Here is an 18,374-nt window from a genome sequence, read left to right as displayed (position 1 = left end):
AGAACCGCTGTTCTGGTCCATTTCAGATCTTGCGCGGCTCAACTCTCCATCAGGGCTGCACGGTCGATCTTTGACGCGTGGCGCTTGTCCATTGGCATTTTTGCGATGGGGATCACGCGTTCTATCCCCAAAGCTGCTGCCTGCTGGCCCCACAGCGACGCCTCGTGCGTGTCGCCCTCGATAAATAGCGACACCTGCTGCCCATTGGCAATCAAGGCACAGCTGCGCACACCCGGCCATTTCCGAACGGCAACCTCAACCGAGAAAGGGTGAACCCTTTGCCCCGCGATTTGCACCTCTGCGCCGATCCGCCCCAGCAGCCAAAGCCGCCCCTTCGCGTCAAGGTGCCCCGCATCACCCGTGCGGTGCCAGACGGTATCGCCCTCATGGATCTTGTTTTCACGGTCATGTGCAGGGTCAAGATAGCCAGAGTTCACATGATCGCCTGCGACCTGAATCTCATCGTCTTTGATCCGCAACCGGATGTCATCAACGGGGCGGCCAACCAGCAGGCCGTGACCTTGCTCCATCGCCGCCTGATCCGTTGCATCGATATCAACGGTGTTCAAATGCGCGATCGGTTCAGCTTCAGTTGAGCCGTAAACGCAGGTCAGGCCCACAGAGGGTGCAACTGTTTTCAGCCGCTCGATCAAATCGGGAAACACCGGGCCACCGCCCGTGAAAACGGTGTGAAGCAACGGCGGAGCGCCAGATCGCGCCAACCTTTCGCAAAGAGCAGGCGGGATAAGCGCGCGCGTCACCTGTTGGCGTTCCATCCAGCCGTGCAGCTTTTCCGGGCGCAGCGCATCGATCCGGGACATTTTCCAGTTCGGCAGAACCGAGGTTTGCCCGTTGGCAATGTTGATCAGCACAAAGACCGGAAAGGCGACCAGATCACGTTCTGTCCGGTCGCTGTGCAGCAGGGGAGCGATGGCCCTGTGCTGGGCGCTCAGAAAATCATGGCTGCGCGGAATGGCTTTGGGCGCACCGCTGGTGCCCGATGTGAAAGAGATCAGCGCAATATCCGAGCCAGAAAGACGGGGCAAAATGGGTGCCGGTGCTGCTTTCGCTGCGGGCCACAGGTGAATGATCGGCCAAAGCTCGGGCAGCAGCCATTTCAGCAACCCAAAGGCACCTGAACTGCAAAACGCCTGCGGTCGCGTTACCCGTGCCGCATGCCGAAGCCCGGCAAGCCCCATCGCGGGTTCCGGCAAAACGGCGGTGGCCCCGAGCGACCAAAGCGCCGCCAATGCTGCGTAAAGATCCGCGCCAACCGACATGGCCAGCAAGACCTTGTCACCAGGACGAATACCTTTGCGATGCCACGCGCCCGCAAACGCATCGGCCCGCGACTGCAGGGCCGCAAAGCTGACCTCATGGCCTGCGCCATCCACCAAAGCCAGCCGCTGCGGATGGCGCAAGACCGCTGCCGCGAATGCGTCCAGCAGATCAGCCATTCAATTGGCGGCCCAAAAGCGCGTAGCGGCGAAAGATCTGCGCGCCCTCGCGCTGGCTGCGTTCGGCCGACACATTGTCATCGTGGATCAGCGCATGGATGACGGTTTCAAAGCCAAGACCCAGCGCGGCGCTGTGGCAGGCATGCACAAGATGCCGCCCTGCCCCGCGTTCGCGGCTGGCATAGGTTTTCAGGATCACGGACTTTGGTTCTGATCCTTCGGCATAATTGGGCATAGCGAAAAGGTAACCCGCCAATGCCCCATCACGACGGCGCGCAAAGAAGATCAGGTCACGCTTCATCAGCGGCATCACAGGTTGATACATCGCGAGAAAGGCATCTTGCGTGATCGGGGTGTAAAAGGCGTTGCTGGAAAAAGCCTGTGAAGACAGGGTAAACACCTCGCGCAGCAGACGGTCGGGATCGGTGCCGTCCCATGTTTCAATGGTAAAGGCATCCGTTTGCGGTGGGGGTGTCAGATCGACCTTTGCCAGCGGCATCCTGGCCGAGAAATAGCGCGCCACGGGGGCAAACCCTGCCGCTGCAAAAATCTCCGGTTCTTCGGGGCGGTTTGTGGGTTCAAGCAAAAACGGGGGCGATCCATCGGTTTCGGACACAAACCGATAACTATGCCATGTGTCGCCCGCCATCGGCCCCAGAACCCGGTCGCGCCCTGCGTCCCCTATCTGCCTGAGGGCCTGATCCAGCAACTGCGCCCCGGCCCCGGCGTTCTTGAACGAGACGTTACCGATTGTGGCGGCGGGCATACCGTTCCAGTGTGGCCCGCCCAGATGAATGGTCAGACTGGCGCCATCGGTCTTCAATGTCTGTTGCGTCATAGTCCCGCCCCCGAGGCTGCACGAACACCGCCCTGTTGCATCACCGCAATTGCGTAGTAGCCTACTGGCAATATCATCGACAAGAAGGTCAGCTTCAGCACGCGATCGCGCCCAAACAGATGCGGAACCGCGATTGCCGCGGCGGCGGAAACCACCAGACATGCCGATGCCAAAAGCCAAAGCGGCTCCGCCCAGAGCGTGGTCGTCACATTCAGGCTGGTTGCAACACCTCTGACAGCCAACAAACCTGCGGCAATCACCGGCACCCAGATCAATTGCCGCCCAAGTGCAAGGGTGCAAAGCCCCATCACCAATCCCATCGCCGTCAGGCCGTAGAACTGCACGGCGTTCCAGCCCGTTGCGTTGCCCACCGCAAGCCAGCCAAAGCTGAACAGCGCAAGTGCGGCCACCACATCAAGATCGCCGTAGCTGTCCTTTCCGGGCGCACGGATCGAACACCAAGCATGGGCCAGCAACACCAGTCCGGGCAAGATCGCATTCTGCACTTCGACAACCGCAAGGATCATGAAAACGGCCACGACATAGACCCGCGCCGCATGTTTGGTCAGCCCAAAGCGTGGGCCAATGATGCGAAAGCCGACAATCGACACGATGAACAGTCCGGCAAGCCCCAAAAGGACCGACAAACTGCTTTGGCTGTGAACGGACAAAAACACCAACAGCCCAAGCGGCAGGAACAGATTGTCAAACCCCCGCCAGCTTTGCGCTTCGACCAAAGCACCAAAGGCCGCCACCATGATCGCCAAAGCCAGAATGTTCGGTGGTGGCAGATCTGACAGGAACATCAGACAGATCAGTGACACCAGCAAGGTGACGACGAAGAAAACAACGGTTCCCTCTACACTTTTGTGCCCGTCTTCAACCTTGAACCTGCGGGTTCCGTAAGCGGTTCCGGCCAGTGCGGCGGCGGCATCTGCAAGGGTCAGAACTGCAATCGGCAGCACATAGTAAAGCGTGACGCCCTCGGCGAGGAAAAAGCAAAGCCCCACCGAAATGGCCAACAGAAAATCGCCATAGGATCGCCGCTCGACGCTGTGCAACGTCTGCCCAAGGCTGCCGGATAGGCGCGGAATGCGCAGGACAATCATCGCCACCAAAGTAACGCCGATCAGCATGTAAACCGGCCAACGGTCCGGGAAAATCCATGGCAGGCTCAGCGCATAAAGCCCGGTTCCCACATGCACGAGCTTGCGCTGCACCTCGGGGCCGATCCGGGCGCGGCCCGCAAGGATGCGCACAAGAGCCATAAGCGCCAAAAGAACCCCCACCGACCCAAAGGCCAGCACGATCTGAAGGATGATGTTCACCCGTTCACCGCTTCAACCACGAAATCGGAATAGAAAAACGCATTGTCCTGTGCCTTCAGCCGATCCTCGATCCCGCGTTGCCGGGTGACCTGCGCCGCAAAGGCCGGGGGCACACGCCGCGGGGCCATCATATTCCAATAGACCAGCCGCGCCTTTGGGGCCGCGGCGGCAAGGATGCTGCCATACACCTGCGCAAAGACCGCAGGCGACATGTATTCAAAGATGTCGGACAGATTGAATCCGTCCGCCCGCTCGCCAGTCGAGACAAACGCCTCCAGCGATCCGGGGCGGATGTCGATGCGCTCAAGTCGGCTGCGGATGGTGTCAAAATGCTCGGCCCGCCATGTCATCGGCAAGGCGGCACCATGCGTGCCATGCAAGATCCAGTGCAGATAGGGGTTCTGTGCGGGGTCAGTCTCGACTGCCGCATGATGGATGCGCCGGGCGACGTGCTGGGCCGGGCTGCCGTCGACATGGTCAAAAAACGCCTTGTCCCGCCCCATGCGCCCCATCACGAAACGCGAGAAAAACAGGTTCAGCAGGATGCGCCACCGAAAGGTGTTGAACCGCGTGTCGTAGAACGTCTGCCGGTCAGCTTTTCCGCGCGGCACAAAAACATCGTCCAGCGTCTTGCCAGAGTGGACGAGGGGCAGCAGGCGGGTGCGGAAAATGCGGAAATACCGTTCAAATTTGCCGACACCGCCCGCGCCGTACAGGGCCACATCCTCGGCAAGCCCGGCCCAGAACGCCTGTGTTTGCGCATCCAGCCCCGCCAGCGCACGCGCCAAAAGCGCCTTGCGCCGGTTTGAGGCGCGCGCGCCCATCAGTTCCAGAAACTCGGGGTGCGACAGCGCAGAAAACGCCCCCATGCGCAGGCGCAGACAGGCAATCTGGGCTGGCGACAGATCAACCACCACCACCTTTGCCGGATCAAGCGTCAGCATGGCGAGCGCATTGTCCCCGGCAGCGCAGATGGAAACCAGCGTGCCGCCTGCACAATCCCCAAACGCTTGCGTCAGAATATCCGCGTCCTCCCACAACTGGGCATAGCGAATGTGGTCAAAGCTGGCTTTGGTTTCGATCTCAGAGGCTGTCATTTCTTTCCACCTCACCTGTTGCGCCATCTACGGTGATGGTTTCGCCGTCAGAAATCCACTGCGTCGCACCTTTCAACCCGACCACGCAAGGAATGCCAAGTTCCCGCGCGACGATGGCGGAATGGGACAGCAGCGATCCCCGTTCGACGACGATCGCGGACGCGTTGGAAAACACGGCAATCCAACCGGGGTCTGTGTGCCGCGCGACCAGAATGTCGCCCGCGGCCAGCGACTGGTTTCGCGGGTCTCGGATCACCCGTGCGGTGCCACACACCCGGCCCGCCGAACAGCCGGTCGCAACGCGCCGCGACGAGGCGTCTTTCACGCCAGCGGTGTGAACCCATACCGGGGCAATCGCCGGACCGCGCAATTCGATCCGTTCCGGCGGATCTTGACGGGTCATGGCGGCTAGGTCTTCTGCCTTGCGAAGCGCCACCAGCGATTTCAGATCCCCCGACAGCCCGAAACCTTCAACCGCGCCCAAGACCTCGGCCGTGGTCAGATAGAACACGTCGCGCGGGTCGTCGAGCAAGCCGCGCGCTGCAAATTCTCGGCCAATCGCCAGAAACACACGGCGGGCGTAGCCGAAAATCCGGGTCCGTTCAAAGCGGAGGTTTTCGCGATCTCGCACGCGGTTTTTTGTCCAGCCGATCACGGCCTTTGCAACCGCCCGCTTGACCGGATTTGGGAAATGCGCCCGCCAGTCCGGGGCCTTGGCAACATGCCGGACCCCGGTCGAGCGCTGTGCGCTTGCGGCAATCGCGGCAAGAAGGCTGGTCGGGTCATCCCGCAGGGTCAGGCTTTCCAGCTTCAGCTCTTCGGTGCAACGATCCCCGAACTTTGCAAGATAGTCAGCAATCGCGTGTGCCAACGCCGGATGAGTCTCAAGCGAGGTCCTGTCACCAGCGGCCAAAGCCGCATCCAGCCCGGCCGCTTTTGCCATTTGCCCCATCTGTGCGATGCGCCGGGCTGGTTCGGCAGATACGATATCACCCTGCCCGATCATCACGTCATTGTGCAGCAGCAGCCCGTCCTGCCCCAACCATTTCTGCAAAAGGTTGCGCGATGCCCCAAAAGCCAGCATGCACAGGAAATCATTGACCAAAGGCGCATCCCAGCGATCCAGCAAGGTGCTTTCAATCTTGCGGTATTCAGCGGCCAGAGCCGTGGGGCCGGCGTGATCCACGTCAAAGCCGCTGTTGAGCGCCGCGTTCAGCCGATTGTAAAACAGCCGCCTTGTGCGCGGCAACACCATGGCCTGCCAGACAAGGCCAAACCCGGCCTTTGTCAGTCTGGTGTATTCCCGCAGTCGCCCAAATCCTCTGACAGATGCCGGGCCGATCGTATCGGTCACCTCGGACGGCATCGGGGTATCAACGCCCATCATGGTTTCCATATACGCCCGGTTCAGCGAAAACCCCGGCAGCAACGACAGCGCCCGATACCAGTTGACCAGATTGTAGTAGACCCGGCCATCCACCCGCCCCAGCATATTGCCAAACACAGCCGCATTCGCGTCGATGGTGGTTTGTGGCACGCCCAGCAGGGCCACAAACGCGCGGTAGACACGGGCATAGACATGGACCGCAAAGGAATAGGTCAACGGGCTGACCATGCCGGGATAGCTTTCAACGATGTTGGAATTATCAAAGATCGTCAGAGCCGTATCTGGATTGGCAAGCGGCAGCAGTGCAGTGGTGATGGGGCGCGATTGCAGGATGTGCAGGCCCTGCGCATCTATCGCCCATTCGATATCCTGCGGCGCGCCAAAGACCGTTTCGGCCCGTCGCGCAAGCGCGGCAATGTCCTGCGCCTGTGCTTGGGTCAGAACAACCGGGGGCACGGCGCAGACCGCATTGGTGCCCACAGTCCAGTCTTCGCCATCCGCCTCGCCCGATACCAGTTGATCGCCCAAGCCCACGATTGCCGATAGAACCACCCTATCGCGGCGGCCCGTGACGGGATCGGCGGAAAATGCCACACCTGCCACGCGCGCATCAACCATGCGCTGCACCACAACGGCGGGGCCTTCGGCTTTGCCCTTTGACTTCAGGGCGCGGTAGGTGGCGACCGTTTCGGAAAATCCCGATTGCCAGACCTTGCGCGCAGCGGCCTCGACCCCGTCAGCGGGCACGTTCAGGAAAGTGTCGAACTGCCCGGCGTGGCTGTGGTCTGCCCCGTCTTCCTGTCGCGCGGAACTGCGCACCGCGAAGGGGCCTGCGCCAAGCGCATTGGTCGCCTCCTTCAGCCCGATAACGGGGCCGGTGGTTTCAAAGGCTTCGGCGCGAATGACAAAGAATTCGGGGGGCGCAAAGCCCGCAAGGGCCAGACGGCACAAGGCGGCAGCTTTGCCGCCAACATCCTCTGCCTGCGTGGCATCTTGCTGTCTTATGATGAATGACATCAGACCACCCTTGTCAGAAGTGGCGCGAACCCGGCCAGCCCGTAACACAGGAAAACCCAAAGCCCGGCCAGCAGGTCAAGACGTTTTTCAGCCGCAACGGTGGGGGCTCGGGCATAGCGCACAGCCGCCCATGCACAAAGGGCCGCGCCCGCACTGCCCGGCAAAAGCGTGATCCAGAACACCCCGGTAAGTCCCGCCACACCCAGCAGAAGGCACCAAGACACAGCGACGCACAGCACCCAAATGAGCGCTGCTCTGCGCGGTCCCCAAAGGCGGGAATAGGTCTCAACCCCCGAAATCTCACTCTCGGGCGCCCATAATTTGCGCCCGATTTCCAACACGCAGCCGTTTACAAAAGACAGCACCAGAAAGACCGCCAAGCCAGCAGCAGGCACGCCATTTGGCAACCACTCAAACCCGGTCAGCAACAGGTCAATCAGCGGCATGATCGCCATGTGACTGACCAGATACAGCACAGGCCGCGTCTTGAGCCAGCGCGGCGCGCCGAATTCGGCCGTCATCGCGGCAAGCCACAGCCACACCAGACCCAACAGCCACAAAAGCGGCGGATGCCACGCCCAGACAGCAAATGCAGTGATCGGCAGTGACACAAACCCAAGCCCCAGCACCGTCCGCAAGGAGATCAGCCCGCGCGGGATCGGGCGGCTGGGGCGATACCGCCTGTCATCTTCCAGATCCTTGTATTCGTCACAGACCCGCATCTGAAAGAACAGCAGCATCGCAACGACAAAACCCGCAGCAAAGCCCCCCCACGTGGGCAAGGGGCGGCCCGCAAGCTCAGCCGATACGCTGATGCTGGCGGCAGAAAAGATCGCCAGTAAGGGGGCGGTCTTGGCCAGCGGGAACCGTTCTTTCTGATAGGTCCAGAGGGGGGCCAGATTCATCTGTGCCGCGCCAGATTTTCATGGGCGCGCGAGAAATGCCCTGCGGCAATCGCCGCCACGATTGAAATTTCACCGCACAGGCAGGTTGCGGCAACCACCTCTGCAAGGGCCGCGCCGTTGCCCGTGCCTTTCAGACCAAGGATGTTCAGCCCGGCAGACTGGCTGGGCAAGGATGTGCCGCCGCCAACGGACCCCACCAGAATATTGGGCATGGTCACGCTGCAAAACAGATCATCGCCGCGCGCTTCCATCCGGGTGACACCCATCGCACTTTCAGCGACACAGGCAGCGTCTTGCCCGGTGGCGATATACACAGCGGCCAACCCGTTCGCAAAATGCGCCTGCGCGCCCAATTGCCCGGACAGAAGCGAACCCAGATTGGCCACCTGCCCATAGGCCAGCATCGCCTTTACCGATGTTCCAAGCGTCTTTTCCACCACCTCAGCCCTGAGGATCACGGACGCGCTGACCTTGCGCCCGCGCCCGGTGACCATGCCAAGAAACGACGCCTTCTTGTCGCCGGAGAAGTTTCCCTCGATATACCAGGCGCGCAGCGTGACCGGGCAGCGCGCCGCAATGTCTTCGCACATCGCATTCGTGGCGATGGTCACCATGTTCTGGCCGGCAGCATCGCCCGTGGTAAACCGGCAGATCAGAAAAACGATGTTGTTGTCGATCACAGGTTCGACCGAGATCAGCTTGCCATACCGCGTTGTCGCCTCGGCCCTGGCTTTAAGCGGCTCAATCTCCCTGACAACCCATTCGACGAACAGCCCTGCATCCAGCAAACTGTCCAGCACAAAGGCCGGGGTGCGGATGACACCTTCATACAAGATCGCGGTGTTGATGCCGCCGGACTTTGTGGCCGCATAGGCCCCGCGCGCATAGGATGCGACCAGCGCCGCTTCGGTCGTGGCCATGGGCACATGATAATCACCATGCGCGTTAAGGCCGTTGATCCGCAGTGGCCCGATGATCCCTACGGGCAGCTTTACCGTTCCGATGAAATTCTCAATGTTGGCGTTGAACTGATCCAGCCCTGCCATCGTCAGCGGATCGGCCAGCGCATCACGATCCGCGGCAGTGGCTTTGCCCAAAAGGCGTTCCCAATACTTGGAAACCGAAGACACCGTGGCCTTGCGCACCGGGCGCAATGTGGTGAATTGGGCATCACTGGGCAACATGCGTTGTTGAAGCGGCGCGGTCTGAAATCGCGCCCGAATTCTGTGCAGCATGTCTTTGACATGAGAGGGGACAGGCATTCAGAGTTTTTCCGACATGTTCTGGCGCTTTCCAGTCTAATCGCTACGATGGCAGGTGGAACCCGAATTCGACGATGGAGCCATATGCCTTCCCCCCTTAAACATCGTTGGAGCATTGGCCACAACTATCTGACGGGCATCACATTTGGAAAGTGGTGTCGTCTGCTTATGCAAAACGACTTTCAGATTTCTCCGGCCTATCTGCACCGTGCCGCTGTCATCACCATGGCAAGCCTGTCCAACTCGGCGTTAGCTGTGGCAGAAGACCTTCGCTATGGCCGCGAGATCGCCAAGACCCAGATCACCCAAGCCCCGCTTTTCATTCTTGGCCATTGGCGCAGCGGAACAACGTTGTTGCACGAGTTGCTTGCGCAGGACCACGCCCACTTTCAGACGCCCAACACCTATCAAGTCGTGAACCCCTATACGTTTCTGACCACAGAAAGCTTTACCACCAAGGCTTTTCCGTGGCTGGTGCCACCCAAACGCCCGATGGACAACATGGCCCTGTCTTTCACCTCGCCGCAGGAAGATGAATTTGCGCCGCTTCTGATGACGCTTACCTCTTTGTATCTTGGCATCAGCTTTCCGCGCCGTGCCGTGCATTACGACCGCTATATGACCTTTCGCGATGTGGACCGTGCCGAGGTTGAAGCCTGGAAAGCCGCCTTCCTTTTGTTTTGCAAGAAGATCACCCTGCAAAACCCGCGCGCGCTGCTTTTGAAATCGCCGCCGCATACGGCACGCATCAGAACAATCCTTGAAATGTTTCCGGATGCCCGTTTTGTGCATATTCACCGAAATCCCTACGATGTCTTTCAATCGCAACGGCATTTCTTTGATACGGCTGGCTGGTATACCTATTTGCAAAAGCCTGATTTGGCCGCTTTGGACAATGCAATTCTGACCCGACATGAAGTCATGTATGACGCCTTTTACGAAGACCTGTCATTGATCCCCAAGGGCCATTTCCATGAGGTCAGGTTTGATAGGCTGGAGTCTGATCCGGTCGCGCAGATCGAGCAAATCTACAGCGCCCTGTCGCTTGGCGGATATGACGCGTTCGAGCCACAGTTGCGGGCCTATACCGACAGCCTGAAAGATTATCAGAAAAACACCTTTGCCGGGCTTGATGCGGCAACCAGGGCGGTGGTGGCAAAGCGATGGTCGCGCAGCTTTGAAAAAGGCAACTATCCGATATGACGCGCGCGCCGGGGCCAAAGGGAGGGCTTTTTCTGGGGTCTTTGCCAGCGTTCAAGGCTGACCCCATCGGCTTTTTGGGTCAGGCGGTGCGCGAACACGGGCCTGTCGTGCGCCTGCGATTTGGCCCGGTTACTGCGCATCTGCTCAACGCGCCGGATCATATCGAACATGTTCTGTCCCGCAATGCCAAGAACTATGACAAAGCCACGCGCAGCGCGGACCGGATCGCCGCTGCCACCGGACAAAGCCTGTTGTCTGCAAACTCAGACATGTGGGCGCGGCACAGGCGGTTGATCCAGCCAGCCTTCCAACCAAGGTGCTTTGAAGCCATCAGCGGACCGGCCATCGACAGCCTGTTGTTGCCAGCAATCGAGCGCTGGAGACGCCAGGGGCAGATCGATATCGTGAATGAGATGATGCAGCTCGTCATCGCCGCCGCAATCAGGATCCTGTTTTCCGCCGACATCAAGCCTGCATCTATAAGCGCCCCGCTTGAGGCGCTTTTGGCAGACACGTGGCGCCGGATCGAAGCCCCGTTTGATCTGTCGATGGTGTCCCGGCACCTGCACCGACGCAGGTTTTCCTCTGCGCTTAAGCAGATTGATGCCATTGTCTACGGCCTTATCGCGCACCGCAAAAGACAGGATGACCGGCCGGATGACGTTCTGACCCGCCTGATTGACGCCCACGAGGCCGAGGGCGAGACAGGCCTGAACAACAAGGAACTCCGCGACGCCGCTATCACCCTTTTGCTTGCCGGTCATGAAACCACTGCCAACGCCTTGGCCTGGGCCTTCATTCATGCCGCGAAGGGACATGAAGACGCTGAACCCCGCCATATCTTTGCCGAGGCGCTTCGGCTGCACCCGTCAATCTGGGTGATCGAGCGCCGCGCAATTGGACCCGATGCGATCGGCGGCTACCACATCCCCAAGGGCAGCTCTGTGCTGATCTCACCGCTCCTGCTTCACCGCAATGCAGCGCTCTGGCCCGAGCCTGAACACTTTGAGCCCCAGCGATGGGCAGACGCGCCAACGCATCAACGGCATGCCTATCTGCCCTTCGGGCTTGGCCAGCACCGCTGCATTGGCCTTTATCTGGCGCACGCGATGGCCGGCCACATTCTGGCGACCGTCCTGTCCAAAGTCCGGCTCCAGCTTTTGCCCGGCCAATATCCGGCACATAGCGCCGGCATCACCTTGCAACACGCAACAGCTGTACAACTGTCGGTGTCACCACGGCCATAAGGGCGGATGCCGCCCGATGGTCTGGGCCGCCAGATCCTTTGGGTCGCGGCTGATCTGGGACATCGAAGACAGGCCTTCCAGAACAAAATCATCCTGCCCTTCGACCACAAGCGACAGGTCCGCCTTGCGAACATCATCAAGCGTGAAATCTGCGTCAAGCCGCCGGATGAACGGGCCGATGCAAACTTCCAGATACTGGCTCTACAGCCCTTCTGTGATCAGCGCGGGCATGGATCGCATCGGCACGGTCTGAACATAGCCCGCCAGATCATCCATTACGCAGATATCGCGGAGCCAGACGCTTGATCTGCGGGATAGAGGCGGCACGCAACATTCATATGACAGCCAGAAAACACCGTCGGGCGCGACGCCGATGCCTTGGGGCAGCGTCTATGGGACGTGCCGTTTCATGGATCCGTGATGCCGATTTCATTAAAATGTTACGCCAACCCCCTATCGAAGAGCTGAACACGCTAAAAAAGGAAGATTGTCATGAAGTCTCTGCTCCTGTCCGCAGCAGCGCTAGTTGTTGCCACTGCTGCCCATGCCGAGTTCACGCTGGATGCCCGTTATATCGACGCCGACGGCGACATGATCGCTGACATTCCGACTGATCCTGCCGCTTTGGTCGATCCTGACACGCTGATCTTTGCTTATACGCCCGTGGAAGATCCGGCGGTTTATGCCGAAGCCTGGGCCGATTTCATCAGCCATATGGAAGCCACCACCGGCAAAAAAGTGCAGTTCTTCCCGATCAACAGCAACGCCGCCCAGATCGAAGCCATGCGTGCAGGCCGTCTGCATATCTCGGGTTTCAACACCGGGTCAAACCCTCTGGCCGTAGCCTGCGCCGGGTTCCGCCCGTTTGCCATGATGGCCGCAGCCGATGGCAGCTTTGGCTATGAGATGGAATTCATCACCTATCCGGGCTCAGGCATTGAAAAGGTGGAAGACATCAAGGGCCGCACGATGGCCTTTACGGCCGAGACCTCAAATTCGGGGTTCAAGGCACCGTCGGCCTTGCTGGCATCGACCTATAACATGGCCGCTGGCGCCGATTTCACCCCGGCGTTTTCGGGCGCGCATGACAACTCGATCCTGGGCGTGGCGAACAAGGACTATGATGCCGCAGCCATCGCCAATTCGGTGATGACCCGGATGATCGAGCGCGATGTGATCAAAGCCGATCAGGTGGTCAGCATTTACAAATCCGACACCTTCCCGACCACCGGATACGGCGTCGCCCACAACCTGACACCAGAGTTGCAAGACAAGATCCGCGACGGGTTCTTCAGCTTTGACTGGGCCGGAACCAGCCTTGAGGCCGAGTTTGGCAAGTCGGGCGAGTCGCAGTTCATCCCGATCACGTTCAAGGACAACTGGACCGTGGTGCGCGAGATCGACGCTGCGATGGGCGTGCAATACACCTGCCAGTAACCTAAAGAAAACAACCACATGCGGGCGGCGATTCCGCCCGCATGTGGCTTTTTGCCGACAGGATGCATGATGCTTGAACTTGCTGCACTGACCAAAACCTACAAGACCGGCGACAAGGCGTTGTCCGACGTCAGCCTGACCGTGCCCAAGGGACAGGTTGTCGGGCTGATCGGGCCGTCGGGGGCGGGCAAATCGACGCTGATCCGCTGCATCAACCGACTGGTGGAACCCAGCAGCGGCAAGATCATTCTGTCGGGCCGCGAATTGTCTGGTCTTGGCCCCCGCACGCTGCGGCGGGAACGGAGGCGGATTGGCATGATATTTCAGGAATATGCGCTGGTAGAGCGTTTGACGGTGATGGAAAACGTGCTGTCGGGGCGACTGGGCTACGTGTCGTTCTGGCAAAGCTTTACGCGCCGCTTTCCGGCCGGCGATATCGAGCGGGCGTATCGCCTGCTGGACCGTGTGGGCCTGATGGAACACGCCGACAAACGCGCCGATGCGTTGTCGGGCGGCCAGCGGCAAAGGGTGGGCATTGCGCGCGCGCTGTCACAAGAACCCGAACTGCTGTTGGTGGACGAACCCACCGCCAGCCTTGACCCCAAGACCAGCCGCCAGATCATGCGCCTGTTGATCGAGATTTGTGCCGAACGCGGCCTGCCTGCCATTGTGAACATTCACGATGTGCCGCTGGCCCAGCAATTCATGCAGCGGATCATTGGCTTGCGGGCTGGGAGTGTGGTGTTTGACGGCCCGCCCGAGGATTTGACCGAAACCGTGCTAACGACGATTTACGGCGCTGAAGACTGGACTGCGATGCGCAAGGATGGCGAGGCCGATCAGGTGGCCGAAGCCGAAGCTGTGGCGAGTCTGGCGATGATCAGCGCATGACCAGTTACCCCACCACTTGGCGGCGTCCGCCGCAGATCGTGACCGACCGGCGCTGGCGCATTGTGCTGACCGTGGCGGTGATTGCCTATCTGGTGATCGGCGTGGGCAGCGTCGATCTGAACTGGCAGCGGATCATGGAAGGCGGCGCGCGCGGCCTGCGGTTCATCAACGGGTTTTTGCAACCTGATTTCACCTCGCGCTGGAAAGACATCTCGAACGGGCTGATCGAGAGCCTGACCATGACCCTGACCTCAACGGTGGTGGGCGTGGCGATTTCGGTGCCCATCGGCATTGGGGCTGCGCGCAATCTTGCCCCGGCTTGGGTCTATTACATCTGTCGCAGCATCATCGCGGTCAGCCGGTCGTTGCAAGAGATCATCATCGCGATCTTTCTGGTGGCCATGTTTGGTTTTGGCCCCTTTGCCGGGTTCCTGACGCTGAGCTTTGCGACCATCGGCTTTATCGCCAAGCTGTTGGCCGAAGACATTGAAGATATTGATGAGGCACAGGCCGAAGCAATCCGCGCGACGGGGGCAAGCTGGTTGCAGTTGGTGCATTATGCGGTGCAGCCACAGGTGATGCCGCGCCTGATCGGGTTGTCGCTGTACCGGCTGGATATCAACTTTCGCGAAAGTGCCGTGATCGGGATCGTTGGGGCGGGCGGCATTGGTGCCACGCTGAACACCGCAATTGACCGCTATGAATATGACAGTGCGGGGGCAATCCTGCTGGTGATCATCGCCATCGTGATGGTGGCGGAGTATTCCTCATCTTACCTGCGGAAGTTCCTGCAATGACTGATTTTCCGCATACATGGGCGCATCGCAGCCCGCGCGCGCGCCTTGCCCTGTGGTTTGGCTGGCTTTGCCTTGTGGCGCTGTTTGTCTATTGCTGGCAGGTGATGACGGCCAACACGATCTGGATGTTCATCTGGGACGCGCCGCGACAGGCCGCCGATATTGGCAACCGAATGTTTCCGCCGCGCCTGTCCTATCTGCCCGAACTGATGAAGCCGCTTTGGGACACGCTGAACATGGCGACGCTGGGCACGCTGCTGGGGGTGATTTTGGCGGTGCCGGTGGCGTTTCTGGCGGCGCGCAACACCTCGCCTTCGGTGCTGATCCTGCGACCCATCGCGCTGTTCATCATCGTGGCGTCGCGGTCTATCAACTCGCTGATCTGGGCGCTTTTGCTGGTGGCGATCCTTGGACCCGGGCTGCTGGCCGGGATCATCGCCATTGGCCTGCGGTCCATCGGGTTTATCGGCAAGCTGCTGTATGAGGCGATCGAAGAAACCGATATCCGCCAGATCGAGGCAGTGACGGCCACCGGAGCCAGCCCGACGCAAGTGCTGAACTACGCCATCGTGCCGCAGATCATGCCCGCGTTCTGGGGCATCACGGTGTTTCGCTGGGACATCAACATCCGCGAAAGCGCCATCCTTGGGCTGGTGGGCGCAGGCGGGTTGGGGTTGAAGCTGCAAGCATCGCTCAACACGCTGGCCTGGCCGCAGGTGACAATGATTTTGCTTGTGATCCTTGCCACTGTGGTGCTGTCAGAATGGGTGTCGGCAAAGGTGCGCGGCGCGATCATTTGACCCCGCAAAACCGGGGGCCAAGAAGCGTTAGCCGCGACAGATCCTCCGCAGAACGGCTTGAGCAGGCGGGTCATCCATGCGGCAATCGACGCGGCGCTGGGGTGGCGGTTTTCTTGTATCAGCGCGGCACCGCTGCCTTTTACTGACCCAGCATCCAAGTGCCCGTGGGAAAGAAGGCGTGGAACGCAAAGGCAAAGGGAATGTCATGCACCAAATCGCGCCCGGCGGCGTCGCGGACCCGGATATTGCCAACTTCGGCCCCGTCGCCGATGCGCGCGGTATCCAGCGCCGATGCCTGCCCTTTGACCCAGGACAGCGTGACGCCCGCTTCGGTCAGTGTGCCTGCTGCGCGCAGCCGGTCCAGCGGCCAAGCCCGGTCGCCCACGCGCACGACCCGCATCAGCGGCGCAATATCATGCGGTGGCATATCGCCCTCAAACAGAAACGGCCGGATAGAACTGTCATAGCTGACATAGGGGTTGGCCCCATAGTTGCGGCGCCAGTCCGGCTCGTCCATCACCAGCCCGTTCGGATTGCGGTCGCGAAACGCCGACCAGCTTTCCATCCAGCCGGGAAGCTGTGTCAGGGTCGCTCCGGTATGCTGGCCGACAATCCCATCGCCCAGCGCCTGTTGCCACCAGCTTTGGGTCTGGCGATCATACATGATCATGTCGGAAAACCGCAGCTTGCCCGAGACGCCAAAGCTGTGCGCCACACCCTCGATCCTTGCGTCAAAGATAATGCCGGTGTTGCACAAGGGGCAGAAGGTGACAACGATCGGCACGCCGCCAACCTGATCATTCACGATCTCATGCCACATCAGATAGCGGATCGGCCAAGCGCGCGGAGCCTCGCCCGGATGTTCGTAGGTCATGACCGGCTCACGGTCGTCAAGCCGGGTTTCGGCTGCAACGGGGATGAACGACGCGCCATCCAGCGCCGGAATGCCATCCTTGGGCGGCCCGCCCGAGATGACTTCGGCAAAATTGATGGTGCTGCGGCTGAAATCGGTGTCGGGCCATTCAGCACGCCACTGAGCGGGGTCTGAATGGACGGCGCCAGACGACAGCGCGCATATTATCACAAAGGCGGCCAAGGGACGAAAATGAAACACCGCAGCCACCTTTCAGCGAAAAACAATGAGGGGCACTGAACCCAAACCCCGATTTAAAACTTAGCATGTCAAAGATCCGCGATCAAAACACGGCTGCGTCAGGCGTCGCGCAGTGCCGTGCCGTGCCGTGCCGTGCCGTGCCGAAATGCTGTTCAAAAAAGTCTTTGTCTGCGTCCACCGGGCTTTCCGACAAGGCTGACACCCCCAACCGCACTGTGGGTATTGAATGCCACGCGGATCGGTTCCGCATCGCATCCCTGAGCTTTCGCAGCATATGCGCTTCATCGCTTTCTGCCCGCGTGCCCGAATTCATGGCAAACAGCCCACGGACCATCCAAAACGTTGTTGCGGCACAACGATGGCCCTTGAGCAGCAGGATAGATTTCGGGAAACGACCTGCCCTTGAAAGGAAACATCATGCTGACCAGACGCGCTGCACTTATGGGGGCCGCACTGGTTGCCGCCTCGCCCTATGTCCTCAAAACGTCCGTCGCGGCGGAGGAGGTAATGGACACCTCTGGCGCCGCCCCGGTCGATCTGTCGGCCATGACTCGCCGCAAGGTTAAGCTGGTCGCCCCGCCCTTCGTGCATCCACATGAACAGGTGGCAACGGTTGGCCCACAGATCGTCGAATTCGAGATGAAGATCATCGAGAAGGAAATGCAGGTGGACGAAGACGCCTGGATACAGGCGATGACCTTCAATGGCTCGGTTCCCGGCCCGCTGATGGTGGTGCATGAGGGCGACTATGTTGAACTGACGCTGTTCAACCCGCCCGAAAACATGATGCAGCACAACATCGATTTCCACGCCGCCACCGGCGCGCTTGGGGGTGGGTCGCTGACACTGGTGAACCCCGGCGAAAAGGCGGTGCTGCGGTTCAAGGCCACACGACCGGGGGTGTTTGTCTACCACTGCGCTCCAGGTGGCCCGATGATCCCTTGGCATGTGGTGTCGGGCATGTCGGGTGCCATCATGGTGCTGCCGCGCGACGGGCTGAAAGACCATCTTGGCCAGCCGGTATCCTACGACCGGGTTTACTACATTGGCGAGAACGATTTCTACATTCCGCGCGGGGAAGACGGGGACTACATGCGCTTTGCCGACGCTGGGGAGAGCTATTCCGATACGCTTGCGGTGATGAATGGTCTGATCCCGTCGCATGTGGTCTTCAACGGCCGTGTGGGCGCGCTGACTGGTGACAAAGCCCTGACGGCGGAACAGGGGGAGGCTGTGCTGTTCATCCACAGCCAGGCCAACCGCGACACCCGCCCGCATCTGATCGGCGGGCATGGCGATCTGGTCTGGGAAACCGGCAAGTTCAACAACGCACCGGAACGCGATCTGGAAACATGGTTCATCCGGGGCGGATCGGCAGGGGCGGCACTGTATACCTTCTTGCAGCCGGGTGTTTACGCATACGTCAATCACAACCTGATCGAGGCGGTCAATCTGGGGGCCACGGCGCATGTGATTGTCGGCGGCGACTGGAACAATGACCTGATGGAACAGGTGGTGGCCCCGGTCGAATACGACGTGGCACACGAAGGCCGCTCTGCCCTGCCATAACAGAGACATCGCAGACTTGTGGGCG

16 protein-coding genes are annotated in these 18,374 nt (G+C 60.2%); 8 read left to right on the top strand and 8 right to left on the bottom strand.

The window, feature by feature from the left end:
• Positions 1 to 38: 38 nt before the first annotated feature.
• From Q8K08_RS05465 to Q8K08_RS05435, 7 genes are read right to left on the bottom strand one after another with little or no spacing between them, the layout of a single operon-like run.
• Positions 39 to 1,457: an AMP-binding protein gene (locus tag Q8K08_RS05465; RefSeq protein ID WP_305249421.1), complete on the bottom strand. Its 1,419-nt coding sequence runs from the start codon at positions 1,455 to 1,457 to the stop codon at positions 39 to 41.
• Complete coding sequence (locus Q8K08_RS05460; protein WP_304799675.1) at positions 1,450 to 2,295, bottom strand: hypothetical protein; 846 nt, start codon at positions 2,293 to 2,295, stop codon at positions 1,450 to 1,452. Before Q8K08_RS05460 ends, Q8K08_RS05465 begins: the two co-directional genes overlap by 8 nt.
• Entirely contained in the window at positions 2,292 to 3,623 is a 1,332-nt protein-coding gene (locus Q8K08_RS05455) for a hypothetical protein (protein WP_305249420.1), read from the bottom strand. The genes Q8K08_RS05460 and Q8K08_RS05455 overlap by 4 nt, the downstream gene beginning before the upstream one ends.
• Positions 3,620 to 4,720 (bottom strand): DUF3419 family protein, encoded by a 1,101-nt coding sequence (locus tag Q8K08_RS05450; RefSeq protein WP_305249419.1) that lies wholly within the window; start codon positions 4,718 to 4,720, stop codon positions 3,620 to 3,622. Before Q8K08_RS05450 ends, Q8K08_RS05455 begins: the two co-directional genes overlap by 4 nt.
• Complete coding sequence (locus Q8K08_RS05445) at positions 4,707 to 7,124, bottom strand: PEP/pyruvate-binding domain-containing protein (protein ID WP_305249418.1); 2,418 nt, start codon at positions 7,122 to 7,124, stop codon at positions 4,707 to 4,709. Before Q8K08_RS05445 ends, Q8K08_RS05450 begins: the two co-directional genes overlap by 14 nt.
• Positions 7,124 to 8,029, bottom strand: coding sequence for a UbiA family prenyltransferase (locus Q8K08_RS05440; RefSeq protein ID WP_305249417.1), 906 nt, complete (start codon positions 8,027 to 8,029; stop codon positions 7,124 to 7,126). The genes Q8K08_RS05445 and Q8K08_RS05440 overlap by 1 nt, the downstream gene beginning before the upstream one ends.
• Positions 8,026 to 9,264, bottom strand: coding sequence for a hydroxymethylglutaryl-CoA reductase (locus Q8K08_RS05435; RefSeq protein ID WP_305249416.1), 1,239 nt, complete (start codon positions 9,262 to 9,264; stop codon positions 8,026 to 8,028). Before Q8K08_RS05435 ends, Q8K08_RS05440 begins: the two co-directional genes overlap by 4 nt.
• A 195-nt stretch (positions 9,265 to 9,459) precedes the next feature.
• Between Q8K08_RS05435 and Q8K08_RS05430 the strand changes: the two genes are divergently transcribed.
• From Q8K08_RS05430 to phnE (Q8K08_RS05400), 7 genes are all read left to right on the top strand, one after another.
• Positions 9,460 to 10,494: a sulfotransferase gene (locus tag Q8K08_RS05430; protein WP_305249415.1), complete on the top strand. Its 1,035-nt coding sequence runs from the start codon at positions 9,460 to 9,462 to the stop codon at positions 10,492 to 10,494.
• A complete protein-coding gene (locus Q8K08_RS05425; RefSeq protein ID WP_305249414.1) occupies positions 10,491 to 11,741 on the top strand; it encodes a cytochrome P450 in 1,251 nt (416 codons plus the stop codon). The genes Q8K08_RS05430 and Q8K08_RS05425 overlap by 4 nt, the downstream gene beginning before the upstream one ends.
• A 6-nt stretch (positions 11,742 to 11,747) precedes the next feature.
• Positions 11,748 to 12,047 carry a hypothetical protein gene (locus tag Q8K08_RS21945; protein WP_322573339.1) on the top strand — a complete coding sequence of 100 codons (300 nt, stop codon included), beginning with the start codon at positions 11,748 to 11,750 and terminating at the stop codon, positions 12,045 to 12,047.
• A 186-nt stretch (positions 12,048 to 12,233) separates the two neighbouring features.
• Complete coding sequence (gene phnD / locus Q8K08_RS05415; RefSeq protein WP_305249413.1) at positions 12,234 to 13,178, top strand: phosphate/phosphite/phosphonate ABC transporter substrate-binding protein; 945 nt, start codon at positions 12,234 to 12,236, stop codon at positions 13,176 to 13,178.
• 69 nt (positions 13,179 to 13,247) lie between these two features.
• Entirely contained in the window at positions 13,248 to 14,069 is an 822-nt protein-coding gene (gene phnC, locus Q8K08_RS05410) for a phosphonate ABC transporter ATP-binding protein (RefSeq protein WP_304797571.1), read from the top strand.
• A complete protein-coding gene (gene phnE / locus Q8K08_RS05405) occupies positions 14,066 to 14,866 on the top strand; it encodes a phosphonate ABC transporter, permease protein PhnE (protein WP_304797569.1) in 801 nt (266 codons plus the stop codon). Before phnC ends, phnE (Q8K08_RS05405) begins: the two co-directional genes overlap by 4 nt.
• A complete protein-coding gene (gene phnE / locus Q8K08_RS05400) occupies positions 14,863 to 15,666 on the top strand; it encodes a phosphonate ABC transporter, permease protein PhnE (protein ID WP_304797567.1) in 804 nt (267 codons plus the stop codon). Before phnE (Q8K08_RS05405) ends, phnE (Q8K08_RS05400) begins: the two co-directional genes overlap by 4 nt.
• Before the next feature lie 139 nt (positions 15,667 to 15,805).
• On the opposite strand, the gene Q8K08_RS05395 is transcribed toward phnE (Q8K08_RS05400), so the two are convergent.
• A complete protein-coding gene (locus Q8K08_RS05395) occupies positions 15,806 to 16,780 on the bottom strand; it encodes a DUF3179 domain-containing protein (RefSeq protein WP_305249412.1) in 975 nt (324 codons plus the stop codon).
• A gap of 417 nt (positions 16,781 to 17,197) precedes the next feature.
• Here Q8K08_RS05395 and nirK point away from each other — a divergent pair, with 417 nt between their 5' ends.
• Entirely contained in the window at positions 17,198 to 18,349 is a 1,152-nt protein-coding gene (gene nirK, locus Q8K08_RS05390; protein WP_305249411.1) for a copper-containing nitrite reductase, read from the top strand.
• Positions 18,350 to 18,374: the final 25 nt, after the last annotated feature.

This window comes from Pseudotabrizicola sp., assembly GCF_030684215.1.
Lineage (GTDB): Bacteria > Pseudomonadota > Alphaproteobacteria > Rhodobacterales > Rhodobacteraceae > Pseudotabrizicola.
Note: the sequence above shows the minus strand (reverse complement) of the source record. Positions and strands in the feature narration are given on the sequence as shown.